This window comes from Flavobacterium sp. GSB-24 (assembly GCF_027924665.1).
In the GTDB taxonomy this organism is placed as follows: domain Bacteria; phylum Bacteroidota; class Bacteroidia; order Flavobacteriales; family Flavobacteriaceae; genus Flavobacterium.
Genome location: NZ_AP027043.1, coordinates 4004093 through 4030376 on the forward strand (window position 1 = coordinate 4004093; position 26284 = coordinate 4030376).

The following is a 26284-nucleotide window of genomic DNA, read 5'->3' on the forward strand; positions in this document are numbered from 1 at the left end:
CACTAAAAAAGAATTGTCAATTTATTGACTTACATTAAACTCAGGAAATTTGAGATGGTTGAAGTTTATGGTTTAGTTTTTTTTTAAACACATAGAGACCTAGTATTTTGATTTGTTTGTAAAGAATTAAAAAAGAACGCTTTTACACATAGCCTGCTAGGTTTATTAATACAAAGTAAAATGCCTTTTTTAGCGTTCTAAATCTAGAGGAGATGTCTCCTCTGTCGACATAACAAGCAGTACAGAAATAAAAAATCTATTAAATCTGCCCAAATCTTTTAAAATCTGCGTGAAACTCTCAGCAACAATAAAAAAGCCGAATCTAAAATAAGATTCGGCTTTGCTTTTTTATGATTCGCAACTGCTGCAGGAAACAAGACTTGTTACTAATTCTTTAGAAACACTCTGGCTTCTTTGGTAGTATAAACTTTTAACTCCTTGCTGCCAAGCTTCGATCATTAAACGGTTCACATCTTTAATTGCCAATTCTGCTGGAATATTAAGATTTAAACTTTGTCCCTGATCCACAAATTTCTGGCGGATTCCTGCCTGCTGTACAATTTCTAACTGGCTGATTTCTTTAAATGTTTTAAATACATCTTTTTCCTGCTGAGTCAACTGTTCCATATGCTGAACACTTCCGCCATTCAGCATAATTCCTCTCCAAACTTCTTCATTATCTAAACCTTTTTCTTCCAACAGTTTTTTAAGGTATTTATTTTTACGCATAAAATTACCTTTACTCAATCCAGCTTTATAATAGTTACTGCTAAAAGGCTCAATTCCTGGAGAAGTTTGTCCTAAAATTGCAGAAGAAGATGTTGTTGGTGCAATTGCCATTGTGGTTGTATTACGTCTTCCGTAACCTTTTAACAATTCCGGCTCTCCGTAAATTCTAGCTAATTCTTGACTTGCTTTATCTGCTTTATCGCTAATATGTTTAAAAATCTCTGTAGTTTTCATTTTAGCTTCCATTCCTTCAAACGGAATCATATTTTTCTGTAAATAAGAATGCCATCCTAAAACGCCTAAACCTAATGCACGGTGTCTTTTAGCAAATTTATTAGCTGCAGAAAGATAATAGTTCCCTTCAGTTTTTTCGATGAATTCCTGTAAAACAGCATCTAAGAAAAAGATTGCCAGTTTTACCGCTTCAGTATCTTTCCATTCTTCATATAGCTCCAAGTTCATTGAAGATAAACAGCAGATAAATGATTCATCATGAGTTGATGGAAGCATAATCTCACTGCACAAGTTACTGGCATTGATTCTTAAGTTTTGATCTTTATAAACTTGTGGTTTGTTTTTATTTACGTTGTCACTAAAGAAAATATAAGGCAAACCTTTTTGCTGACGGCTTTCTAAAACTTTCGCCCAAATTTGTCTTTTATCAGCATCTCCATCAATCATTTCCTGCATCCAATAATCTGGCACACAGATTCCTGTAAACAAATTCTGAATTGGGTTTCCGATACTTTTAATTTTCAAAAACTCCTCGATATCCGGGTGGTCAATATCTAAATAAGCTGCAAATGCGCCACGACGAACTCCGCCTTGCGAAATTGTATCCATTGCAGTATCAAAAAGTTTCATAAAGCTTACGGCTCCACTACTCTTTCCGTTATCTGTTACGGCACTTCCGCGCTCGCGTAATTCACCAAAATAACCAGAAGTCCCGCCTCCGATTTTAGTCTGCATAATTACCTCGCCCAATTTATGGGTGATTCCTTCAATTTTATCTGGAACGTGTACATTAAAACAAGAAATTGGCAAACCTCTTTCTGTTCCCATATTTGCCCACACAGGCGAACTAATACTCATCCAGCCTCTTTCGATCATTTCAACAAAAGATTCTTTTAATTCTGGTTTGTAAAGTCTTTTAGCGGCAGCGGTACAAATTCGATCGATTGCACCTTCAACCGTTTCACCTTTTAAAAGGTATCCGCGATTTAAAATTTGCTCACTTTCAGAGTTCTTCCACCACATTTTACTATCGTTCTGTGATTCAAAATTATTTACTGGGTTTGTGTCTATCGTATTCATAAGTATTCTGGGCTTGTATTAGAAAAGATCGTTTGCGGTAATGCTTTTATCATGTTTCGTATATTCAACAGGACGTTTGGCAAAGAAATCGTCTAAACTGTTTGCAAAAACTTCTTCTTCAAACCAAGTCATTTTTGAATATTCGTCTGGAGAAACATTAAAGATCGTTTCAATATTTATTTGTTTTAAACTTTCATCAATTCTAAATTTCATGAAGTTCACTAAGTCTTCTTTATTAATAGTTTCGATCGCTCCGTCTTCAAAAATCCAATCTAAAATATCGGCTTCAACAGTTATAGATTCTTTAACTGTTTCTCTAATTAATTCTAATGTTTCAGCATTGAAATATTCGGGAAATTCTTCACGGATTTTATTAATAATATAAATTCCACCATTCGCATGAATTTGTTCGTCGATAGATGTCCAAGCAATAATGTTGCTCACATTTTTCATATAGCCTTTGAATCTTGTGAACGACAATAAAATTGCAAACTGACTGAACAAAGAAACATTTTCGATTAAAATACTGAATAAAATCAGCGAAACCATGTATTTTCTGTTGTCCTGAGATTTGGTATCCTTTAATACATTAGAAAGATAATCTACACGTCTCCGTACTACAGGAACATCTAAAAGTTTTTCGAATTCATCATTGTAACCTAAAACTTCTAATAAACGAGAATATGCTTCAGAATGTCTGAATTCACATTCTGCAAAAGTAGTTCCCAATCCGTTGAATTCTGGTTTTGGAAAATGCTCGTATATATTTCCCCAAAAGCTTTTTACAGCTACCTCAATTTGTGCAATAGCCAATAAACTATTTTTAATTGCGGTTTTTTCAGCCAGATTTAAATGGGCATGAAAATCTTGTGTGTCGGCAGTAAAATCTACTTCGGTGTGCACCCAGTAGGCTTTATTAATTGCTTCAGTAAATTGGAGAACCTCAGGATATTCAAAAGGTTTATAATTGATTCTTTTATCGAAAATTGACATATATATAGAATTTTAAGTGACTATTTTGAAATAAAAAATCGAGCGCTCTTTTGCAGGTGGTATCGGCGTGATTTTTTATAATTACAAATTTAGCCCACAGTTATCCTTTTGTCCAGTTTTAGATGTTAAAAATATCTCCAATTATCAACAGTTTGAAAACTTTAAAAATTGGAGTTTCTGCAAATTTTATCAACAGGAAAATAATGTCTTGTAATTCTCAATGAACTAACTGTTTCCCTAAAATTAATAGTAAGTTATCAACATCTTAAAGTGATATTTTTTGAGGTATGGAGCTAAGCAGTTATCAACAGTTGATTTGGAAAAAGATTAATTTTAAAATCAATTTCAAAATAAAAAAACGCTAGTTATTAATAATTATTCTAAATAATATTGTACTACTAAAAAACATAACATTTTTTATAACAGATAATTAGACTAAAAAACACTTTTAAAATTGATGTGAAGTATATTCAAAAAAGGACAACAATTGCTTTTAACAGGAAAGATTGGTAAAAACATTATTCAAGGTAAATAGATTCAAAAAATATATAGTTTTTATCTAAGAAACTACTCTGATCTTAATAGTTTCAAATATCAATTATCTAAAGGATATTGTTTGGATATAAAAATTAAAATCAGCTTAAGACATTCTTAAAATTCCGAAATACTAGATTAAAAATCCGTTTTAACAACAAATTTGTATTGATTTAAAAATATTAATCTTTACATTTGCTTTATTTTTATTTATTCTAAATAGAGTAAAATACATATCTGAAAATAAATTTAATCTTGAATAATTCTATAACCATAAATTATCAAAACATGAAAAAGAATCTTTTCGCTTCTTTTGCATTTGCTGTTACGCTTTTTGTAAGTGCTCAGCAAAAAAATACTCTTTTAGAACAATCTTTTTGGAAAACCTCTCCAGATATCGAAACTGTTAAGGCTGAAATAGCAAAAGGAAATAATCCTTCAGAGGCAAATGCCAATGCTTTTGATGTTACAACGCTGGCAATTAATAATGATGCGCCTGTTGCAACTATTAAATTTTTAATTGAACAGCCAGGAAATTCGGTTATGAAATTAACGCACGATAATCGTATTTATTTGCATTGGGCGGCTTATAGAGGAAATACAGAATTAGTAGAATATCTTATTAATAAAGGTTCTGATGTAAATTTTGAAGACAGCCACGGAACTACTCCTGCAGATTTCGCAGCATCAAACGGGCAGTCGAGTCCTGCGATGTATGATGCATTTTTTAAGGCTGGAGTAAATCCGACAAAAAAATATACAAATGGAGCAAACCTTTTACTTCTGGCAATTGCGTCAGATAAAGATTTAAAAGCTGCAGAATATTTCGCAACTAAAGGAATGTCTCTTAAAGATGTTGATAATGATGGAAATACTGCTTTTACATACGCTGCAAGATCTGGAAATATTCCACTTTTGAAAAAACTTTTAGAAAAAGGAATTAAACCAACAGAAACTGCACTTTTGATTGCTGCACAGGGAAGCAGAAGAGAAACTAATACAATCGAAACGTACAAATATTTGGTTGAAGAAGTAAAAATAAAAGCAGCTGCCCAAAACAAAGCAGGACAAAATGTATTACATATTTTAGCTGGAAAACCCAATCAAACTGAAATTATCAAATACTTTTTAGGAAAAGGTGTTGATGTTAACAAAGTTGATAAAGAAGGAAATACGCCAGTTATGGCTGCTGCATCTGCAAGAGAAACTGCTGCTTTAGAACTTTTTCTTCCTAATGCAAAAAATATCAATGCTCAAAACGTAAAAGGAGAATCTGCTTTGACATATGCCGTAAGATCTGGAACTCCAGAAGCTGTAAGTCTGCTTTTAGCGAAAGGTGCAGATATTAATGTAAAAGACAAAGACGGCAATAATTTAGGAGTTTATTTAGTACAGTCTTATCGTCCTGCGGGAAAAGATAAAGATGCTCCTAAACAAGATCCTTTTGATGCAAAAGCAAAATTACTTCAGGATAAAGGATTAAATTTGGCGGCAGCACAAAAAGACGGAAACACTCTATATCATTTAGCAATCACTAAAAATGATGTTTCTCTCCTTAAAAAAATTACTGATTTAAAAGTAGATGTAAACGTTAAAAACAAAGATGGTTTAACTGCACTGCACAGAGCGGCTATGACTTCTAAAGATGATTCGATTTTAAAATATCTTGTTTCTGTTGGAGCCAAAAAAGACATCAATACAGAATTTGACGAGACAGCTTACGCTTTGGCAAAAGAAAATGATCTGCTTACAAAAAACAATATTTCGGTTGAATTCTTAAAGTAAATAGTTTTAAACTTCAAAAATAAAATTCCAAATTACAATTAAAAAAATATGAAATCTATATTTAAAATTGCTCTTACAAGCGCATTTGTTTTTTTACTTTCTCTTCAATCTAATGCGCAGTCAAGCAAATATAAATGCATGCTGCAGATGAATAATTATATGGGAGAAGGTGCATATATTGTAGTTTCACTCGTTAATGGAAACGGCGAATACGAAAAAACACTTTATGTAATGGGCGATGATAAAAAGTGGTACAAATCATTAAAAGAATGGAACAAATTCCATACTCAAAAAAATGATGATATCAGTGCAAAAACAGGGGCATCTGTTACTGGCGGAGATCGCAGTGTGACAACAATAGAAATTGAAAATTCTAAAATTAACAAAGGCTACAAACTACGTTTTGAAACAGCTGTTGAAGATCAAAAGTATTATGTAAGCGATCTTGAAATTCCGCTTACAACAGAAGGTTTGGCTGCTAAAACAGATGGGAAAGGCTATATTAAATACGTAAGGTTAAGCAAAATTTAATATTCAGCATATTATTTTTTAACCTCTATAAGCATGAATTCTATTTTTTTCTGCTTAAAATTGAAATCTGAGCTTTGTCAAAGTTTTTAACTTTGACAAAGCTTTAAACATTTATTACTTTTAATACATTCAATGACTCTTTCTTTCTGGCGTTACGCACACTTGGCCCTGGCCTTATTTTCTTCTATTTTTTTGTTTTTAGCCACGGTAACCGGAATTATTCTGGCGGTCGATGCAGTGCAGGAAAAAACTCTTCCGTACAAAACTGAAAATTTTAATGAAATAACTTTAGGAGAAACTCTTCCTATTCTAAAAAAGGCTTACCCAGAAATTACAGAATTAAGTGTTGATTACAATCAGTTTGTAACGCTTCAGGCAATTGATCAAGACGGAAATGATGTTAATGCTTATGTTGATCCCAAAACGGGAAAAGCTTTAGGAACTCCTGTAAAAAAAAGCGAATTTATTCAATGGGTTACAAGTTTTCATCGCTCGTTGTTTCTTCATGAAGCAGGACGTTTTTTTGTCGGCATAATTTCTTTTTGTTTATTACTAATTTCGCTTTCGGGTTTTGTATTGGTATTAAAGAGACAACGCGGTATTCGAAATTTCTTCTCCAAAGTAATCAAGGAATATTTCGCCCAGTATTATCATGTTGTTTTGGGGCGATTGGCTTTAATTCCAATTCTAATTATTGCATTAACAGGAACCTATTTATCGTTGGAACGATTTAACTTTTTTATGGGTGAAGAAAAAGCGAAACCTGTAAAATCTGAACTTTCAGAAAAAGACAAAACGACTTCTATATTTAAAACTACTTTACTTTCTGATGTAAAAAAAATTGAGTTTCCTTTTACAGATGATCCTGAAGAATATTATATCATTGAATTAAAAGATCGCGAGATCGAAGTTAATCAGGTTTCTGGTGCTGTTATTTCAGAAAAACTTTCGCCGGTAACCAAACAATTTGCTGCTTTGAGCCTTGATCTTCATACAGGTAGAATTAACGGAGTCTGGGCTGTAATCTTAGCAATAGCTTGCATCAATATTTTATTCTTTATTTATTCTGGTTTTGCGATTACTTTAAAAAGAAGATCAAGCCGAATTAAAAACAAATTCACATCTCAAGAAAGTACTTTTATTCTCTTAGTTGGCTCTGAAAACGGAAGTTCTTTTAGATTTGCTAATGCTATTCTGAAACAATTAACCGATCAAGGCTACAAGGCTTTTATTACCGAACTGAATCGTTTTTCGGTATATCCAAAGGCAGAACATATAATTGTCTTTACTTCTACTCATGGTTTAGGTGATGCGCCTTCTAACGCAAAAAAATTCAAAGCTGTATTAGAAAAGCAAAATCAGGATCAGAAAATTAATTTTTCTGTCGTTGGTTTTGGCTCTAAAGCGTACCCAGATTTCTGTCAGTTTGCGATTGAGATCGATCAGCTTTTAGCGGCTCAAAACTGGGCAGAACGTTATTTAAGTTTACAAACCGTTAACGACAAATCGGCTGTTGAATTTGTAAACTGGATAAAATTATGGAGTGCTAAAACGGGAATTCCTTTGGCGACAACTCCTTCATTATACAATCACGTACCGAAAGGACTGCAGAAATTAATGGTTTTAGATAAGACGCCGATTTCTGATACCGAACATACTTTTATACTAACATTACGCGCTAATTCTAGGGCTAAATTTGTTTCTGGTGATTTACTGGCAATTTATCCTGCTAATGATTCTAGAAAACGCCTCTACTCTATTGGAAATCATTCTGGAAACATACAATTGGTTGTAAAACTGCATGAAAACGGATTGGGTTCTGGCTTTTTAAATAATTTGGAACCTGGAAATACGATAAAAGCTAGAATTCTTAAAAACCCTACTTTTCACCTTCCAAAGAAAGCACCAAAAGTGGCTCTCATCTCTAACGGAACTGGAATTGCTCCTTTCCTGGGAATGATTGAACAGAATAAAGCTAAGAAGGAAATACATTTGTACAGCGGTTTTAGAATGGTAACTCCAACGCTTTTGGCTTATAAAAAGTTTGCAAAAGTGATGATTCAAAAACAACATCTGGATCGCTTTCACGTAGCATTATCTCGTGAAGGAGCAAATATTTATGTTATGGATTTGATTCAAAAAGATGCTTCTTTTTTTATGAATTTATTAAAAGAAGGCGGTGTAATCATGATCTGTGGTTCGCTTGCCATGCAGAAAGATGTTGAAGCTGTTTTGAATGGATTGTGTCTGGAAAATGGAATTAAAAGTCTTTCTGAATACAAAGAAAATGGTCAATTATTAACGGATTGCTATTAGGATTAGATTTTAGATTATAGATTGTAGATTGTAGATTTTGGATTTTGGATTTTGGATTTTAGACTGTAGTCCCGAAGCCTCGGGATAGATTATAGAATTTAGATCGCAATTATAAATGAATCCCAGAGGGATGACATATTTATAGATTACATTTGGTTCACACAAAGTCAAAGCTCCAGCGGAGCGACATATACAAACTACATATCGCTCTGGCGAAGCTTTAATTTGAAACGTCTAAATTATAACTATAAATATTTCGCTCCAGGGGAGCTCTAAAAAATGATTTTTTATGCAAAAATCAATTATAAATAAACTTTTAATTCTTTTCGTAACGGTTCAATGCTTTACAGGCTATTCGCAAGTATTACGAAAAAGAGCAACGCTCTTAATGGGCGGCCGTTTTGATATTAGTATTGTCGATAAAGACTCGCTTTCAGCTGAACAAAATATCGATATTGTGATTGCTGAAATTACTAGAATAGAAAACCTAATTTCGGACTGGAAAGCCGATTCTCAAATTTCTGCAGTGAATCAGAATGCGGGAATTCAACCTATAAAAGTAGATCGAGAAGTTTTTGAACTTGCCCAAAGAGCTGTTAAACTTTCTGAAATAACAAATGGCGGATTTGACGTCAGCTTTGCTGCAATGGACAGAATCTGGAAATTTGACGGTTCGATGATGGAAATGCCTTCGGCGGAAGCCATAAAAAAATCGGTTGAAAAAGTGGGTTACAAGAATATTATTTTGGACAGCACAGAATCGACTATTTTTTTGAAATTAAAAGGCATGAAAATCGGATTTGGTGCTCTCGGCGAAGGTTACGCCACTGATAAATGCCGTGCCATGATGATTGAAAAAGGCATTAAAGCCGGAATTATCAATGGTTCTGGCGATATGAGCACCTGGGGAAAACAACCCAACGGAAAGGACTGGAAAATCGGTATTACGAATCCGTTTAAACCTGAAAAAATTTTAGCTGTTGTTCCTTTAAAAGAAGGCGCTGTCACTACTTCTGGCAGTTATGAAAAGTTTGTTGTTTTTAATGGAAAACGCTACTCCCATATTATAAATCCTGCAACTGGGTATCCCGCAATTGGTTTGTGCAGTGTAACTGTCTTTGGTCCAAACGCCGAAACGGCAAACGGATTAAGTACTTCAATGATGGTTTTAGGTCTAAAAGAAGGCTTACTGCTGCTCCAAAAATTCCCAGAATACAGCTGCGTAATAATTACTGATAAAGGAAAAGTGGTTAAGTCTAAAAATTTCTCTTATAAATTGTAAGTTGGTTGGTGGTTGGTGGTTGATGGTTGGTGGTTGATGGTCATGGGAAGCAGATTTTGTCGAGATGATTACTTAGTCTGTTCGCTATTGCTTGAGTCTTCGGTGAAATTATAAAGGGTATGAAATAATGATAACTCATTATTTAAATTGAACATTCCGCTTACTGTAAATAGAAGCGGAATGTTTTTTTGATTAGAATTTTGAAGCAAACTCTTTTGCAAAATCTTCTAGTTTGATTTTTCCTTGAACTTTTCCATCAGTGTTTAGAAAATCTGCTGCAATGGTTTCGTTGCGAAGTCCGCTTCCCATTTCGGTATATAAACCAGCCATTTCTTCTGGAACTCCAGCTTGCGTCATTCCTCCTAAATATTGTTCATCAGTAAATTCAACCCAAGGAAGTTCTGTTTTTCCAATTGCTGCTCCGAATGTTTTTGCAATTTCTGAAGGCGTGCGAACATCACTAATAATATATCGCACATTTTTTCCTTCTGGTAATTTTTGTAATTCTTCTGCGGCAGCCCATGCAATATCTTCTGGATGCACTAACGGAATACGATTTCCTGCTGGAATATTTGCTCCCATAATCCCTGCTCCTTTTATCATCGGAATATCGTTGAAGAAGTTAATGTAGAAATATCCAGCTCTCAAAAATGTAATTGAAGTATTTAGTTTCTCATAAATCTTCTCAATATTGTACAAACCCGCAATTGGTCCGTTTCCTGTTGGTAAATCAGCTCCAATACTGCTTAGCATTACTACTCTTTTAATGTTGGCATTCTGAATCGCTTTCGCGAAAGCGGTACCAGCATCTGTAGTGTTTTGAATAATATTTACACCGCCCATATTTGGAGGCGTCATAGCGAAAAGGGCATCTGCACCTTTAAAAGTTTCTGAAAGAAAATCGGCATCACTAACCGATCCTATTACTGCTTTCGCACCAAGATCTTCAATCGCTGCTTTTCGATCTGCATTGCTGCTGATAACTGTTACATCGTGTCCTGATTTTACTAATTGAGCCGTTAAAGGCTTTCCGATATTTCCTAACGAACCTGAAATTATAATTTTCATCTTTAAAGTTTTTTTATTTAACAAGACAAAGGTATCTTTGTACTTACTTTTATACAAGTACTTACCCTAAAGTATGTATTATGACAGCAATTAAAGAATCGTCAACTATTCAGGAAAACAAGCAGTATGCGTTGGAACAATGCCCTGTAACTTTCGTTATGGAAAAAATTGGAGGCTACTGGAAACCCATTATTTTATATCATTTATCGACTGGAGATAAACGTTACAGCGAATTGAAAAGAGCAATTCCGGCTGTAACAGAGAAGATGCTTATTCAGCATTTAAAACAATTAGAAGCAGATGGTTTGGTGATTCGCGAAGCAAAACCTGTCGTTCCTCCTTTTGTGACTTATAAATTAAGTGATGCTGGAAAGGGATTATTACCCGTTATTGATGCAATGGCTGCGTGGGCTTTTAAAGTAAAAGACGGCATCTATAGCGTTTAATAGACACCGCCTTTTCAAACAACAAAAAACTAATTAACTTATTTTTAATTGCTTTGTTTAATTCTGTTTGATAAAAAACAAAGCTTCTTTGTAATTGGCAATTTCTGTTAAGGCATTATAAATATATTTTGAAACCAAAGCACCTCCATCAGAATTAATGAGGTCTATATCATCTTCTGGTGTATGATACTGCGGATGTCCGCCGGTATGAAAACCAACTGCAGAAATAGATTCTTTATAAAAAGAAACATGATCGGAACCGCCAACATCTCCTGCGTGAATAACTGGGTTTAATCCTGAGTTTTCCTGCAGTTTTTGCATCAGTTCGACTCCATTTGGGAAAGTTCCAGCACCGCCCATATAAAGCTCTTTTTTCTCATTCAATCTTCCAACCATATCCATATTGAGCATTACTTTTACGGATTCTTTTGGAACTGGCAGATGGGTTACGAAGTATTTAGAACCTAATAATCCTTCTTCTTCTCCGCTGAACGAAATAAAAATGATGCTTCTTTTTGGTTTGATTTTTTGTTTTGAAATTTCTTCTAAAATGCAAAGCAGCGCCGAGACACCAGAAGCATTATCATCTGCACCGTTATGAATGGCAAACGCTTCTTTCTTTTTACTTCCAGAACCTGGCCCGCCCCAGCCCCAATGATCGTAATGTGCTCCTATTACAATATATTCATTTTTTAAAACCGGATCAGATCCTTGGATAAAACCCAAAACATTTTGAGTTGCAGCACTATCTGATTTCATCTTATTGATGCCTTCTTTTACAAAAACTTTAAAAGGCTGATAATAGGAATTATTGAATTCTTTTAAACCATATTTTTTAAAATACTTCTGAATATAAGCTGCTGCTTTATTATTTCCTTTTGTACCCGGAAAACGGCCTTCCAATTTATCTGATGATAGATATTTATCATGTTTATAAAAGGTTTTGGAAATTTGTGCATTCACGAAAGTGCAGCAAAAAAATACGGTCGTAAAAAAAAGTTTTAATTTCATAATTGTTTTTCTATAGAATGGAACGCGGATGAAACGGATTTGCTTTGCAAAAACGCGGATAAACGCAGATATTATAAAAAATTAATCAAATAAAATCGTAAAATCAGCGTCTTTACGAAGTAAATGAATGTCATCTGCGTACCATCATTCAAAGATTATAAATCAAAAGAGGTATGTTTAATGTATTTTCGATCATAAGTATACAGTACGTGTACTTTCTTGTCTGTGGTTTGAATTATTGCTGGGTAACTGAACTCTCCTTTTTCCTGATTTTCCAAATCAAATAACTTTCTCCAGTTCAAACCATCTGTGGAATATTCAACGTCTAAAATATTGCGGCCGTTAAACCAGTCTTTTCCCTGCGGGAGCGGATTATTCACTAATAAAAAAAGATTTTTATTTACGGTTAAAGCATCTATTCCTGAATTTGAATTAACCACATTAATCGTATTGGTTCTTATCCAGCTTTTTCCGTTATCTCCAGACCAGCTTGCAACTACTCTATTGTGTTTGCTACGGGACAGCATCTCAATATCACTTTCACTATGAACTAAAAATGTAGGCTGAATGACATTTAATTGTTTATTGTTTTCAACTTCAATTTTTTTCCAAGAATCGTCAGCTTCTGTGTAAGTTTCAACATGAATTCTCCATTCGTCTTTATCAACACTTTCTGTACTGCTACCGCAGAGAATTAAGCCCGGCGTAGTTTCGATTGGTTTGTTTCGAATTGGTCCGTAAAATCCTTCTGGAAGATATTTTGGTTCGCCCCAAGTTGTTCCATTATCTTTTGAAACAATCATAGCACCAAACCATTCTCTTGGATTTTTTCCGACTTTGTAAAACAAATACAAATTCTGGCTTTTGCTTTTAAACAATACCGGATTCCAACAAGGAAGCGTATCACCGTTTTTGATTAATGGCTGAATAAGCTCTTTTGGGGTTGACCATTTTTTATCTTTATAATCGGAAATATAAATTCCGACATCTTTTGCACCTTCGTATTTACCGCCAAACCAAGCTGCCATAATCTCATTTGGTTTATATTCAACCAATGTAGATGCGTGACTGTTGGCTGTAACAGGCGGATCTGCAATATAACTGCTTTCAATATTCACAGCTTTAGTTTGTGCTTTTACTGAATTGGAAAAAACAATTACCATCAATAATGCAGCTGTAGTATATCTCTTTTTTAAAATCATTTTCTTTTTTTTGTTTTTGCTTTTTTTTTTAGATGAAAGAAGCAAGAAGCAAGATTTTGAATTTACTTTTCAATATGAAAAATGTCTCTTTGATATAGCTTTAAATCCTACATCATACATCTTACATCTTACATATCACATATCACATCTTACATATCACATCTTACATCTTTCAGATAAAAAAATCTAACTCTTCTTCAACCCCACTTTATGTCCTGAAATCGCATAGTAAAGGATAATAATATAGCAAGGAAGTAAAATCCAATATCCTTTTGTTGAGGCTGCTGCTGTTGCGTTAACTTCGCTAATTCCCTGCGCGATCAGATCGGCTTTTGTTCCGTCTACAAATTTCCCATATAGAGGCGGAATAACTGCTCCTCCAGAAATTGCCATTACTAATAATGCTGCTCCTGTTTTCGTAAATTTTCCTAAACCGTTAAGTGTAAGAGGCCAGACTGCAGGCCACACTAATGCATTTGCGATTCCTAATCCAGCAACGAATAAAACAGAAGTAAATCCGCTAGAAAACACAATGCAGAATGACAATATAATTCCTAAAACCGCACTCACTTTTAGAGCCAAAGCCTGCGTAATATATTTCGGAATCAAAAATGCTCCCAAAGCATAAGTAGCTACCATCGCTAATAAGGTAAATGTTGTAAAGAATTTGGCATCGCCTGCAGGAAATCCTAACGCGATTCCGTAAGCTATAATCGTATCACCAGCAATAACTTCTACTCCAACGTACATAAACAAAGTTAGTACCCCAAGCCAAAGATGCGGAAACTGAAAAATACTTGTTTTTGCTGTTTCTCCCTCTTTTGTTTCTTCGATTGGCGCGGCTTCTACATTTGGCAACGGTGCTTTACGAATCAGCAATCCTAAAATAAACAAAACCACTGCCATTGAAATGTAAGGAACTACAACACTGTCTGCCATATTATTTAGTAATGTATTCTTTTCAGAAACGCTTACTACAGCCAGTTTTTCCTGAATTTCATCTATTCCTGACAATAAAATAGATCCGAAAATAAGCGACCCTAAAGCTCCAGCGATTTTATTACAAATTCCCATAATAGAAATTCTTTTTGCTGCGCTTTCAATTGGTCCTAAAATAGTGATATACGGATTAGATGCTGTTTGCAATAAAGTCATTCCGGCTCCCTGAATAAAAATTCCTGTAAGGAACATCCAATAGGTTCTCGCTTCGGCTGCAGGAATAAAAATTAAGGCTCCGAAACCCATAATGAATAATCCCAAAGACATTCCTTTTTTATAGCCGATTTTAGCTAAAATATAAGAGGCAGGAAGTGCCATTACAACAAACGAAATATAAGATGCCGACGCAACTAATAAAGACTGCGCTGAAGTTAATTCGTTAATTGTTTTCATAAACGGGATCAAAGCTCCGTTGATCCAGGTAACAAATCCAAAAATAAAAAACAGACTTGCTATTATTAAAATTGGAACTAATGTGGTTGGTTTGGTTTGTGAGGAGTTAGTGGTATTTGTATCAACCATTTTTATTATGTTTTTGTGGTTTGATGATTTGTTAAATTGGAGAAAATCATCAGTAGTTAAAAGAAATTTTGTATGTCAAAAATTACTGACATATGGATAAAACAAAAGGAGAGTTACCTCTCCTTTTGAATTTTAAGTAAGGATTGTGTCGATCATTACTCACCAAATTAATTATTTTGTGTCCCACCAAAGTCTAGTTCCACCTGAATCTGCACCGCCTAATTTTGCGATACCATCATCAACTGCTTCTTTGTTAGAAGAATACTCATTTGTAGTATAAATGATTCTCTTCATTAGAGATTTTCCAACTCCTGGGTCTGGGTTATCTGTGTTTAATACAGGATAAATAACTTTAGCATCGCTTCTACGTAAATCTGCCCAAGCTTCCCAAGATTCTGGGAAAATTGCTAAGTATTTTTGAACTGCAATCTGTGTACGTTGATCAGCAGTAGATGCAGACCAAGCTACTGGCAATTTAACAGGGATATCTCTTAAGTCTAAAGTAGGGTAAACTGTTAAGATATTTGGTAAAGTTGGCAATGATGAACCATTGATGTATGCATCTACTTCAGCAGCATTTGTAATTCCCCATTGTGCTAGAGATAATCTAATACCTGTTTCATACAAAGTTTTAGCATCTCCGCCCATGTTCCATCCATTCAATGCACCTTCTGCTCTGCTCAAATAGTTTTCAGAAGCCATGAAGATTTCGATATTTTTAGTTTCACTAAGGTTGTTAGTGGCACCATTACCCATTACGTCATTATTGAAAGCAGAGAATTTAGTAGTTCCAAATTGATCTTCTAAACCTCCAACAGGGTTACCTCTATAAACTCCAGTATCGATTGGGGCAAACCATTTTGATAAACGTGGATCGTTGTATCCTACTAAGATACTTTCCATAGAAGCTGTCATTACATAACCCCAGCTGTTTACAATCATGTTTAAATTGTTTGGAGTAATGTTACTTGCTTTAAAGAATGCACTTTGATCATTTGTCTGCATAACTCCTGCAGCTACAGCAGCTTCAGCTTGAGTTTTTGCTTTTCCTGGATCTTTATCCGAAATTCTTAAAGCTAAACGCAATCTCATACTGTTTCCAAAAATTCTCCATTTGTCAACACTTCCTGAATAAACTCTATCATTTGGGGCAAGAGAGGCTACAGATGCAGTAGAAGAAGAACTCAATACTGCGTTTGCTTCATCTAACAATTTAAAGAAATCTTCATAGATGAATTCTACGCTGTCATAAGGAACTTTTTCTTTACCATTACCTGCTTCAGTGTAAGGAATTGGTCCGTAAGCATCAACCATTTGGTTGTACATGAAAACTTTCCAAATTTTAAGAACTGCTAAAGCTTCAGCATTTCCTTCAGATGCTTTGAAAGCATTTGTCAAAGCTGGCGCAGCAACTGTATAAAATCTTGTCCATCCTCTTCCTTCGTATCCGTTAACGAAAGCATTTCTTTCCGTTCCGTATCCACAATTTAAGTAGTGAATAAAAGTTGAAGACAAAATACCTGTTGCAATACCCCAAGTACCTTGATCATCTACACCTGGAGAAGAATAAGATCCGTTGTGGATACCTGCGTATAACGCAGATGCAAATGCAGGACCAGCAAGAGTTGGATCTAACTGACTTTCTGTAAGCGAATTTGGATCCGTATTTATTTCGTCGAAGTCCTTTGTACAACTAGAAAAAGTAGATAGCATCGCTACAGCGACTCCTAGTGTTTTTATTTTAAAACTATATTTCATGATATCTCTTTTTTAATTAAAATCCGAATTTAACATTAACTCCATAATCTCTAGTTGAAGGAATGTTGAAAGATTCTATCCCTTGTAAGTTACCTGTACCTGCTCCAGCTTCTGGATCAAAGTGTTCTGCTTTGTTTAAGAAGAAGAATAAGTTTCTACCCACTAAAGAGAAGTCAATACTTGAAAATCCTGAACTACCTAATAAACGTTTTGGTAAAGAATAACCAAAAACAAGTTCTCTTAATCTGATGTTTGTAGCATCATAAATAAATGGTTCTGCAATTGGAGTTCTTTGCCCAATAGCTGTCCAGTATTGTTCTGCTGTAATACTTGTAGTATTTGGAGTGTATGTACCATTTCCTGCAGCAACAACACCATCTACAATAATTCCGCCTTCTCTTCCAGCAAGTGTAACATCACTTACCCCTAAACCAGCTTGTCTTGCTTGAGTGTATGAAATAACTTCTCCACCAATTCTAAAATCAACAAGGAAGCTTAAAGAGAAATCTTTGTATTTGAAATTATTTTTGAAACCTGCTGTCCAGTCTGGGTTAAAGTTTCCAGCACGAACATCGAAACCATTTGTTGCCAATGGAATACCAGCACTGTTTACAATAATATTTCCGTTTGGATCTCTTTGGAAACCTTTAATATATAAATCTCCGTATTCACCACCTTGAACAACTTTACTTCTAACTAAACGTCCTTCACCTAGAACTAACTCATCTCTTCCTTCAAAGATAGACTTAACTTTTGATTTATAAGAAGCATAGTTTGCTGTAATATCCCAAGTAAAGTTTGCAGTTTGAATTGGAGTTGCAGTAAGCGTAAGCTCAATACCTTTATTTTCAATATCTCCACCATTTACGATTGCTCTAGAATATCCAGAAGATTCAGGAGTGTTAATATAGAAAATCTGATTGTCTGTTAATGTATTGAAATATGTAAAATCTAAACCTAAACGGTTATTAAAGAATCTAACATCTGCACCAAACTCTGTAGAAGAAGAAATCTCAGGCTTTAAGTTTGGATTAGCTTTTGTGCTTTGTCCGTACAACATACCACCATTTCCTCCAATATATGAGAATCTTTGTTGTGTTTGGTATGGATCTGTATCGTTACCAACTTGTGCATAAGAACCTCTAATTTTTGCAAAGCTGATTACTTCTGGCAATGTAAACATGTCAGAAAGAACTGCAGAAAGACCAAAAGATGGGTAGAAATAATCTGTTGGTAATGTAGAAGACCAGTCATTTCTAGCTGTTACGTCTAAGAATAAATAGTTTCTATAACCAATTTGACCAAATCCGTAAACTGAATTGATTCTTTTTTCTGAAGCAGTAGATGTAGATTGAACTGTCTGCACATTAGATAATGCGAAGAAGTTTCTTTTACTTAAAACACCACCAGAATTTAAAGCTGAACTATTTTGTTGCAATGAGTTTGCACCAGCATTAAGTCCGATAGAAAAATCACCAAATTTCTCATTGTAAGAAAGTAAAGCATCAACGTTTAATTCGCTCACTGTTTCATAAGACTCGCTGTATGAACCCATGTTGCTGTTAAATGCATTTGTTGCATATCTGTTTCTTACGTTTTTGTTAGTCATTTGGTCTAAACCAGCTCTACCTTGTAAGCTTAACGTTTTTGTAAACTCATATTTAAGAGACGCTAAACCAATAAATCTGTTTCTTTTATCTGTACGAGCATCATCTCTTAATGCAGACCAAAATGGGTTTCCACCTGGAGCTCCAGTTTCGTCAAGGAAATAGTTTACTTGTCTTTGTCCTGCAGCATCAAAATATTCGAAATTTTTGTAATCGTTGTATGCGATACTACGAGGTAATAAATATGCAGATGTACCAATAGACTCTTCACCAGTTCTCAATAAGTTATCAATATCTTGAACGATGTAGTTTGTTTTTACATCTAATGATAATTTATCAGAGATTTTGCTCGTCAATCTTAAGTTAAGATTGTGTCTATCCATTTGGTTTCCTCCAACGATACCTTCAGCACGTGTGTTGGTATAAGAGAAATAACCTTGCGCTTTTTCGTTACCAGCAGTTACAGTTAATGTATTTGCTAAGTTGTAACCTGTTTTGTAAAAATCAATAACGTTATTAGGCTGTGGAGAATAGCTTTGTGTAGCTGGTCCAGCATAATTTGGGTTACGAACTAACTGCCAGTTTGAAACTTGGCTTCCGTCTAATTTTCCTCCCCAGCTTGAAGATGAGTTTGGAACATACACTCCATTCGTACCTTGACCGTATTCGTTTTGTAAATTCATCAAGTTATAAGCTGAAGAAGCCATAAAGTTAGATGATAACGAAACTGAGGTTTTTCCTGCTTTACCAGATTTTGTTGTAATAACGATTACACCATTTGATGCTCTAGAACCATAAAGTGCTGCTGCAGAAGGTCCTTTAAGAACAGTCATCGAAGCAATATCTTCTGGGTTAATGTTAGAAATACCATCTGGCTGTGTAGTTCCCCCTGTATCAATATCAGGATTTGTTGTTGTTGTTCCGTTACTAATTGGCACACCATCTACTACATAAAGAGGCTGGTTGTTTCCATTAAGAGATCTGTTACCTCTTAAAGTAATTCTGGAAGAAGAACCAACACCATTTGAAGTAGTCGAGAAGTTAAGACCTGCAACTTTACCAGAAAGAGAGTTGGCAACGTTTAATGATCTAGCTTCAGAAAGTTCATCTACTGAAACGTTTTGTGCAGAATACGTAATGGCTTTTTTCTCTCTTTTAATACCAAGAGCCGTAACCACTACTTCTCCCAACTGCTGGGTGTCTGCACCTAAAGCTACATTAATAGTAGTTTGAGATCCTACAGCAACTTCTTTTGTAGCAGATCCTACATAAGTAAAAACTAAAACTGCTGATTGATTTGGAACACTAATGCTGTATTTACCATCAAAATCTGATGAAGCACTTGTTTTTGTTCCTTTAACAATAATATTTGCCCCAGGAATCGGAATTCCAGTAAGAGCATCTGTTATCGTTCCTTTTACTGTAGTCTGCGCTTCAAGGCTTTGGAATCCGAAAAGGCATATGACCAACAGTAATTTTAGTACGTTTTTAATCATATTAGTTGTTTTTTTAGAGTTAATAACATGTTAAATTTAAGAATACGTTTTGTTAACAATACATAATTTCGACAAATGACAATTTTGAAAAGGTGTTGGTGAAAGTTTCGCGTTTTATTGAAAGAAAACGTTTTCATTTGTAATCTAACTCTTCCTTATTTTAAAGGCCAAAATCTATTAATCTAATAGATTTTGGCCTTTTTCAATTGTATTCTTTTTTTTATCGAAAAAACGTTTAAAATTATTCTGCGTTTAAGCGATTTTAGTTCGAAACCTTAAATTTAGTTTTTAGTAAATCTGTCGAATTTCCGCCAACCATAACTTCGAAATCTCCAGGCTCTACAACGCTCTTCATTTCTCTGTTCCAGATAGATAACTCATCTGATGTAAGTGTAAATTCAACATTTTTTATTTCTCCTTTTTTAATATTCAATCTTTTGAATCCTTTTAACGTTTTTTCTGGAGTGGTAACAGAGCTGTAAACATCATTAATATATAATTGTACAACTTCATCTCCATCAAGATTTCCAATATTTTTAACATCAACAGAAACTTTCAATTCTCCGTTTGGTTTAATTTCAGTTGCACTGATTTTAAGATTTGAATATTCAAACTTCGTGTAACTCAATCCAAAACCGAATGAATATAAAGGATGTTCGCTTTCTGCTACATATTTATGTATCGCAGATGGTTTTTGGTTATAATATATAGGTAGCTGCCCAACCGATTTTGGAACCGTTATTGGTAATCTTCCTGCTGGATTGTAATCTCCAAATAAAACATCTGCAACAGCTCTTCCTCCAAATTCTCCTGGGAACCATCCTTCAATTACCGCCGGAATATTTTCTGCAATCCAATTTGTAGAAAGCGGGCGACCATTTAATAATACACAAACTACAGGTGTTCCTGTTTTTTGGATCTCTTCAATCAATTGCTGTTGTATTCCAAATAAGTCTAAAGATGCAACGTCTCTGTTTTCTTCTACCAATTCGTTAGATTCTCCTAAAACCACAATGGCAACATCTGCTTTTTTAGCAGCTTCGATTGCCGGCTGTAAGTTTACTTTTTCTAAATTCCAACGGAAATGCGCTCTGGCACCCCAGCCTCCTTCCCACATTTCAATGCGGACTTTGTATTTTTTACCTTTTTCAATATTTTTTGGAACTGTAACCATGCTTGTCGCACCTTTAGTCCAGTTGTCAATTACTAATTGGTCATCGATATACATTCTAATTCCGTCATCAGAACTTAAACCTAACCATCCGTCAAGTGCTTGATCTGATTTTAAGAATCCTGTCCATCTAATAGAAAAATCATCCACATTTACGCCGTCTCCAGGCGCCCAAGGCCAGTCGAACTCTAATTGACTGTCGATACGAGTCAATGCTGGAGTTCCTTCCAGGTTTCTGTTATTGAAATATTCTCCTTTTAATCCGTTTTGAGATTCGTCTGGCGTAAATAAATATTTAGATGGAATAATTTGTCCTTTTACAATTAAAGGAACACCTTCTTCGTAAACTACATTGGCAGTTTTTCCAACAATTTGCTGTATACCCTCGAAAACTGTTGTTCCAACACTATTTTTAGGAGCATAACCTCCCATTCTTGAAGCGTTTGCATTTGGTCCTATAACGGCAATGTTTTTAATACTTTTACTCAACGGTAAAATATTATTGTCATTTTTCAGCAAAATCATTGATTTTTGAGCAGCTTCTAAAGCAACAGCTTGATTTTCTTTAGTATGAAAACGCTCTTTAATCAGATTTTTATCTGTGTACGGATTTTCAAATAATCCTAATAAAAATTTCAAACGTAAAACTGCTCCCGCCGCACGGTCGATATTTTCCATTGTCAATTTTTTTTCATTTACCAATTCAATAACAGTATTTTGCCAGAACTCGTTTGAAAAATCATAAAACTGCATATCAACACCTGCAGAAACTGCTTCTCTAATAGCATCTTTTGGAGAATCAGCAACTTTGTGAGTCGTCTGAATGTATTTTATTGCTCCTAAATCTGAAACTACAAGCCCTTTAAATCCCCATTCTTTTCTCAAAACATCCGTCAATAGCCAATGATTTGCTGCACAAGGAATACCGTCTAACTCAGAATATGCGCACATTGTTCCCAAAGCACCGCCTTTTGTAAATGCTTTTTGAAAAGATGGTAAATGGTCTTCTCTTGCTGAACGTTCTCCAACCAAAATTGGCGAAGAATTTCCTCCCGCCTGCGGAATACCATGAACGGCAAAGTGTTTAGGCTCTGCAATAATAGATCGATCCGATTTTAAATCATCTCCCTGTAATCCTTTAATGAATGCTAAACCAATTTCACTATTTAAAAATGCATCTTCTCCGAAAGTTTCAGCAACTCTTCCCCATCTTGGTTCGCGTCCTAAATCTAAGTTTGGACCAAAACCAAAATGAACTCCATGCGCTCTGGCTTCCATACCAATTACTTTTCCAACTTTATCCATTACGGCAACATCCCAAGTTGCTCCAAGTCCGATGTTCATTGGAAAAGCTGTACTTCCTTCGTCTAAATAACCATGAAGCATTTCACACATAATAAGCGCCGGAATTCCCCAACGGTTTCCTTTGATTACATTGGTTTGCAAATCGTTGATCATTTTCGCTGAACGCGGATAAAGATCATGAATAGCTCCAATTCCTAAATTCCCGATTTTTTCTGCCGATTTAGATTTCGCGAAATCTTCTTTATCTTTAAAAAAATCTCCTCTATACATATCCATCTGACGTACTTTTTCTTCAAGTGTCATACGGCTTAGCAAATCCTGAACTCTTTCTTCTACTGGTAATTTTGCATCCTGGTACGGATACTTTTTCTGTGCATGGCTTTGGTTAAAAAAACCAACAGCCATTACAAAAATAATGGCCGTTTTCTTCATTCTTAATTGTAACATAGTTGTGTTGTGTTTAGTTTTGAATCACTTTTAGCTTTGTTCCATTCACAAAATCGTCGTGCGAAATAAAAAAGCTGTTAAGTGTTTTTCCGTTTAGCTCAATCGAATTGATTTTCCCGTCATTATTGATTTGTCTTTCAATTACAATGCTCTCTTTTTTATAATATCTTGGATCTAATTTAATAGTCACTCTATGAAACATTGGCGCAGTAATGGTGTAAATTGGATCTCCCGGCGATATTGGATAAATTCCCATCATCGAATAAACTAACCAGGCCGACATGGTTCCGGTATCGTCATTTCCGGGTAATCCTTTTGGCTCATTTTTGAAATATTCGCGAACCAATTTCTTTACCATTTCCTGAGCTTTATACTCCTCACCTTTTACATAATTAAACAAATACGGATTGGCAATATCTGGTTCGTTTGCCATATCAAATTGTTTTATATCAAAGATTTTCTGCAATTGCGCCGAAAAAGCTTGATCGCCACCCATTAATTTCTTTAATCCGTTAATATCGTGCGGAACCATAAATGCATACTGCCAAGCGTTTCCTTCGATGAAGCCAACATTTTCTTCAAAATTAGCTCCAGAAGCAGGATCAAATGGCTCGTACCATTTTCCGTCAGCCGTTCTTGGTCGAAGCAGATTTAAGTTTTTATCAAATAATTTTCTATAGGATAATGAACGTTCTTTAAAACGTTTTACATTGTCTTTGTCCCCGAATTCGTTGGCCATAAGCGAAATAGAATAATCTGAAATATTGTATTCCTGAGTTGTAGAAACTGGACCTTTATTGTCGGTTGTTAAATAGCCTTTTTTGATATAATCTTTCAATCCTGGACGAAGCGGATTATTTTCAATATTATCTGCGCCTTTCAACATCGCATAATAGGCTTTATTAACATCATAATCACGAACTCCTCTCATATAAGTATCTGTAATTACAATACTTGCAGGGTCTCCAACCATGGTAAAAGTTTCAGTCGAATTCAGTTCCCATTTGGGTAACCAGCCGTTTTCATCAAACATAGTCAACATGCTTTTTACCATATCAGATTGCTGTTTTGGATAAACCAAAGACATCAATGGATGTACATTTCGGTACGTATCCCATAAAGAAAATACGGTATAACGGGTGTCATCAGTTTTAGCAATTTTACTTCTTTTGATTACGGGATATTGTCCGTTAATATCATTTAAAATATTGGGATGAATTAGAGTGTGATACAAAGCCGTATAGAAAATCGTATTGTCATCTTTTGAACCGCCTTCAACTAAAATTTTAGAAAGTTCTTCATTCCATTCGTTGTAGGTTTCTTTGTAAATTGCGTCAAAAGATCTGTTACCTACTTCTTTTGCTAAATTTTCACGGGCATTTTCGATACTTACGTACGAAATTCCGATCTTCACTTCAACTGTTTCTTCTTTTTCGAATTTATAAGTAAAATAACTTCCTATACTATCACCTACAACGGTTTTGATTGTATTCTCCATTATTCTCGCTTTTCCATTGTAACCCATCCATTGTGCTTCAACACCGTTGTATTTTGAAGTTTTTTTCCAAACACCAAATTTAGCCGCAGGTTTCGAAAATTGAGCTACAAAGTAAACTGGATATGCATCTTCTGGACTGTTATAACAAAAGGATCCAACAGATCGCATTCCTTCAATTTCTGTAGAAGAAACTACTTTTACCATTGCACCTTCTTCGTTTGTCAATCCCAATCCAAGATTTAATAAAATATTAGATTGCCCTTTCGGGAAAGTAAATCTGCTTACTCCCACTCGTTTTGAAGCTGTAAACTCTCCTTTTACTTTATACTTGTCGATGTTTACGCTATAATAGCCTGCCTTAGCTACTTCATTAGAATAAGTCGAACCATATTTTAAATGATCGATTTCTACTGTTCCAGTCGTTGGCATCAATAAAATAACGCCCAATTCTGGACAGCCAACACCGCTTAAATTCACTTGACTAAATCCTGTCAAAAAGGTATTCTCATTCACATACGGATTCGAAAGCCACTGACTATCTTTTTCCATAGGAGTATTTTTTACTCCAGCCACATTAAACGGACTAATACTTGCCATTCCGCGTGGTGCAATTGGTCCTGGATAAGCCGCCCCATAATTGGAAGTCCCAATAAACGGATTTACAAAATCGGCAGGCTCCTGTGCAAAAATTGTTATGCTAAAAAACAGCATGTATAAAATACATGCTGTCTTAAATTTATTTTTAGTATTTAAAACCATAGGCTTCGTTCTTATCTGTTGATCGCTTCAATTTTTAAAGTCCAAGCTTCTTTTGCAGGAAGATTGTTTCTTAAACTTTCCGGAATAATTACTTTAAATCCGTTTCCTTCTTTTGTCCATTTTAAAGAAGTTTTAGAACCTAACATGGTAATTTTTGTTCCTTTTTTAGGACTGATAGATTTTACAGTAACTTCAGCAGGAATTTTATCTTCCCCGTCTTTAGCTAAATAAAATGCAAATACATTACCCGCTTTATTTTGTGTAAAACAAATGTTTTCTTCTTTGTAAGGTTCGATTGGTTTTGTGTTGTAAATCGCTGTGCTGTTTACTTTCATCCAATCACCGTAAGCCTGCAATAAATCGTAAGCACCTTTATCCCATTCTCCTTCTGGACTTGGCGCAATATTTAATAATAAGTTTCCGCCTTTTGCCACAATGTCAACTAACATGTGAATACCTTGTCTTCCAGTCATGTAAGTAGCGCCTGGAGAATAAGACCATCCACCGCCTGCTGGAATACAAGATTCCCAAGGATAAGGCAAAGTCTTAGCAGGAACACGTCCTTCTGGAGTTAAGTAGTTTTGGTTTTTACCGTGAACCGCTCTATCCACCACAATTAAACCTGGTTGTTTTGCACGTGCTTTTGCTACCAATTCGTCCATTTTTGGATCTTGGTCTACCACTCTGTGTTTGATGAAACCGTTTTTAGATTCGTTTTCAGTAAATTTCTCGTCGTAGTTTTCTTTGATGTTTACTTGATCTCTTTTACGAACCCATCCTCCGTCTAACCAAAGAATATCCACTTTACCATAATTAGTCAAAATTTCTAAAATCTGGTTGTGTGTAAAGTCAACATATTTCTGCCATTTTTCTGGATACAAAGACGGATCGTAGTTTACGTTTCTGTCAAATGGCGGAAAATAAGGATCCCAGTAGTTTTCGTTGTGCCAGTCTGGTTTTGAAAAGTAAGCTCCTGTAGAAATACCTTCGCCTCTAAAAGAGTTGAAAATCTCTTTTAAAACATCTGCTTTTGGATTTGTATGAAAAGGAACATCTTTACTAGTTATCTTATAATCAGAATATTTAGTATCATACATATTAAATCCGTCATGGTGTTTTGTTGTAAAAACCATGTATTTCATTCCAGCATATTTCGCTGCTTTTGCCCATTTTTCTGGATCGAATTTTACTGGATTAAATGTTTTTCTTAACCCTTCGTAATCTTTTATATAATCATTATAATTAGATGGATTACTTCCTTTTTTACGTTCACACCATCCGTAATCTTCAGGACAAATAGACCAAGATTCTACAATACCCCATTGGCTGTAAGTTCCCCAGTGCATTAGCAGACCAAATTTTTTGCCTTGCCATTCATCTAAGTTTTTTAATACTGCCGGATCTGTCTCTGGTACGTATCTTTCATCTTCATATATCGCCTGCGCGAATATCTGAGCTGAAAATAAAAGGGCGATAATGAATATTCCTCTTTTCATCTTTAATCTATTTAT

General features: G+C 34.9%; 16 protein-coding genes. 5 read left to right on the forward strand and 11 right to left on the reverse strand.

What is annotated here, in order from left to right; genetic code table 11:
• Positions 1 to 348: 348 nt before the first annotated feature.
• On the reverse strand, positions 349 to 2043 hold the full coding sequence (locus QMG60_RS17325) for a ribonucleoside-diphosphate reductase subunit alpha (protein WP_134142138.1): 1695 nt from the start codon (positions 2041 to 2043) through the stop codon (positions 349 to 351).
• Between the two features lie 18 nt (positions 2044 to 2061).
• Positions 2062 to 3036, reverse strand: a complete 975-nt coding sequence (locus tag QMG60_RS17330; protein ID WP_281865795.1) for a ribonucleotide-diphosphate reductase subunit beta — start codon at positions 3034 to 3036, stop codon at positions 2062 to 2064.
• An 822-nt stretch (positions 3037 to 3858) separates the two neighbouring features.
• On the opposite strand from QMG60_RS17330, the gene QMG60_RS17335 reads away from it, so the two are divergent.
• From QMG60_RS17335 to QMG60_RS17350, 4 genes are all read left to right on the forward strand, one after another.
• Complete coding sequence (locus tag QMG60_RS17335) at positions 3859 to 5355, forward strand: ankyrin repeat domain-containing protein (protein WP_281865796.1); 1497 nt, start codon at positions 3859 to 3861, stop codon at positions 5353 to 5355.
• A 48-nt stretch (positions 5356 to 5403) separates the two neighbouring features.
• A complete protein-coding gene (locus QMG60_RS17340) occupies positions 5404 to 5886 on the forward strand; it encodes a DUF2271 domain-containing protein (RefSeq protein ID WP_134142134.1) in 483 nt (160 codons plus the stop codon).
• A gap of 132 nt (positions 5887 to 6018) precedes the next feature.
• Positions 6019 to 8202, forward strand: coding sequence for a PepSY domain-containing protein (locus QMG60_RS17345; RefSeq protein WP_281865797.1), 2184 nt, complete (start codon positions 6019 to 6021; stop codon positions 8200 to 8202).
• Between the two features lie 289 nt (positions 8203 to 8491).
• Complete coding sequence (locus QMG60_RS17350; RefSeq protein ID WP_281865798.1) at positions 8492 to 9484, forward strand: FAD:protein FMN transferase; 993 nt, start codon at positions 8492 to 8494, stop codon at positions 9482 to 9484.
• Positions 9485 to 9676: 192 nt separating this feature from the next.
• Here the strand turns inward: QMG60_RS17350 and QMG60_RS17355 are convergent, their stop codons facing one another.
• A complete protein-coding gene (locus QMG60_RS17355; protein WP_281865799.1) occupies positions 9677 to 10552 on the reverse strand; it encodes an NAD(P)H-binding protein in 876 nt (291 codons plus the stop codon).
• An 80-nt stretch (positions 10553 to 10632) separates the two neighbouring features.
• Here QMG60_RS17355 and QMG60_RS17360 point away from each other — a divergent pair, with 80 nt between their 5' ends.
• A complete protein-coding gene (locus QMG60_RS17360; RefSeq protein WP_057116048.1) occupies positions 10633 to 10998 on the forward strand; it encodes a helix-turn-helix domain-containing protein in 366 nt (121 codons plus the stop codon).
• A 57-nt stretch (positions 10999 to 11055) separates the two neighbouring features.
• Here QMG60_RS17360 and QMG60_RS17365 read toward each other — a convergent pair whose 3' ends face one another.
• The 8 genes from QMG60_RS17365 to QMG60_RS17400 form a co-directional block, all read right to left on the reverse strand.
• Positions 11056 to 12009 carry a M20/M25/M40 family metallo-hydrolase gene (locus QMG60_RS17365; RefSeq protein WP_281865800.1) on the reverse strand — a complete coding sequence of 318 codons (954 nt, stop codon included), beginning with the start codon at positions 12007 to 12009 and terminating at the stop codon, positions 11056 to 11058.
• A gap of 155 nt (positions 12010 to 12164) precedes the next feature.
• Complete coding sequence (locus tag QMG60_RS17370) at positions 12165 to 13211, reverse strand: sialidase family protein (RefSeq protein WP_281865801.1); 1047 nt, start codon at positions 13209 to 13211, stop codon at positions 12165 to 12167.
• Positions 13212 to 13397: 186 nt separating this feature from the next.
• On the reverse strand, positions 13398 to 14732 hold the full coding sequence (locus QMG60_RS17375) for a sugar MFS transporter (RefSeq protein ID WP_281865802.1): 1335 nt from the start codon (positions 14730 to 14732) through the stop codon (positions 13398 to 13400).
• A 171-nt stretch (positions 14733 to 14903) separates the two neighbouring features.
• Positions 14904 to 16490 carry a SusD/RagB family nutrient-binding outer membrane lipoprotein gene (locus QMG60_RS17380; RefSeq protein ID WP_057116052.1) on the reverse strand — a complete coding sequence of 529 codons (1587 nt, stop codon included), beginning with the start codon at positions 16488 to 16490 and terminating at the stop codon, positions 14904 to 14906.
• Between the two features lie 16 nt (positions 16491 to 16506).
• Positions 16507 to 19593, reverse strand: coding sequence for a SusC/RagA family TonB-linked outer membrane protein (locus tag QMG60_RS17385; RefSeq protein ID WP_134142124.1), 3087 nt, complete (start codon positions 19591 to 19593; stop codon positions 16507 to 16509).
• A 262-nt stretch (positions 19594 to 19855) separates the two neighbouring features.
• On the reverse strand, positions 19856 to 22516 hold the full coding sequence (locus QMG60_RS17390) for a glycoside hydrolase family 3 protein (protein ID WP_281865803.1): 2661 nt from the start codon (positions 22514 to 22516) through the stop codon (positions 19856 to 19858).
• A gap of 13 nt (positions 22517 to 22529) precedes the next feature.
• Entirely contained in the window at positions 22530 to 24773 is a 2244-nt protein-coding gene (locus QMG60_RS17395; protein ID WP_281865804.1) for a GH92 family glycosyl hydrolase, read from the reverse strand.
• An 11-nt stretch (positions 24774 to 24784) separates the two neighbouring features.
• Positions 24785 to 26269 carry an alpha-L-fucosidase gene (locus QMG60_RS17400; RefSeq protein WP_248727148.1) on the reverse strand — a complete coding sequence of 495 codons (1485 nt, stop codon included), beginning with the start codon at positions 26267 to 26269 and terminating at the stop codon, positions 24785 to 24787.
• Positions 26270 to 26284 lie beyond the last annotated feature (15 nt).

Excerpts from the sequence above, each read along its gene's own strand:
- QMG60_RS17335 (WP_281865796.1), top strand. The coding sequence starts at position 3,859 with ATGAAAAAGAATCTTTTCGCTTCTTTTGCATTTGCTGTTACGCTTTTT.
- QMG60_RS17360 (WP_057116048.1), top strand. The coding sequence starts at position 10,633 with ATGACAGCAATTAAAGAATCGTCAACTATTCAGGAAAACAAGCAGTAT.
- QMG60_RS17385 (WP_134142124.1), bottom strand. The coding sequence starts at position 19,593 with ATGATTAAAAACGTACTAAAATTACTGTTGGTCATATGCCTTTTCGGA.
- QMG60_RS17390 (WP_281865803.1), bottom strand. The coding sequence starts at position 22,516 with ATGTTACAATTAAGAATGAAGAAAACGGCCATTATTTTTGTAATGGCT.
- QMG60_RS17365 (WP_281865800.1), bottom strand. The coding sequence starts at position 12,009 with ATGAAATTAAAACTTTTTTTTACGACCGTATTTTTTTGCTGCACTTTC.
- QMG60_RS17370 (WP_281865801.1), bottom strand. The coding sequence starts at position 13,211 with ATGATTTTAAAAAAGAGATATACTACAGCTGCATTATTGATGGTAATT.
- QMG60_RS17380 (WP_057116052.1), bottom strand. The coding sequence starts at position 16,490 with ATGAAATATAGTTTTAAAATAAAAACACTAGGAGTCGCTGTAGCGATG.
- QMG60_RS17340 (WP_134142134.1), top strand. The coding sequence starts at position 5,404 with ATGAAATCTATATTTAAAATTGCTCTTACAAGCGCATTTGTTTTTTTA.
- QMG60_RS17355 (WP_281865799.1), bottom strand. The coding sequence starts at position 10,552 with ATGAAAATTATAATTTCAGGTTCGTTAGGAAATATCGGAAAGCCTTTA.
- QMG60_RS17330 (WP_281865795.1), bottom strand. The coding sequence starts at position 3,036 with ATGTCAATTTTCGATAAAAGAATCAATTATAAACCTTTTGAATATCCT.
- QMG60_RS17400 (WP_248727148.1), bottom strand. The coding sequence starts at position 26,269 with ATGAAAAGAGGAATATTCATTATCGCCCTTTTATTTTCAGCTCAGATA.
- QMG60_RS17350 (WP_281865798.1), top strand. The coding sequence starts at position 8,492 with ATGCAAAAATCAATTATAAATAAACTTTTAATTCTTTTCGTAACGGTT.
- QMG60_RS17325 (WP_134142138.1), bottom strand. The coding sequence starts at position 2,043 with ATGAATACGATAGACACAAACCCAGTAAATAATTTTGAATCACAGAAC.
- QMG60_RS17345 (WP_281865797.1), top strand. The coding sequence starts at position 6,019 with ATGACTCTTTCTTTCTGGCGTTACGCACACTTGGCCCTGGCCTTATTT.
- QMG60_RS17375 (WP_281865802.1), bottom strand. The coding sequence starts at position 14,732 with ATGGTTGATACAAATACCACTAACTCCTCACAAACCAAACCAACCACA.
- QMG60_RS17395 (WP_281865804.1), bottom strand. The coding sequence starts at position 24,773 with ATGGTTTTAAATACTAAAAATAAATTTAAGACAGCATGTATTTTATAC.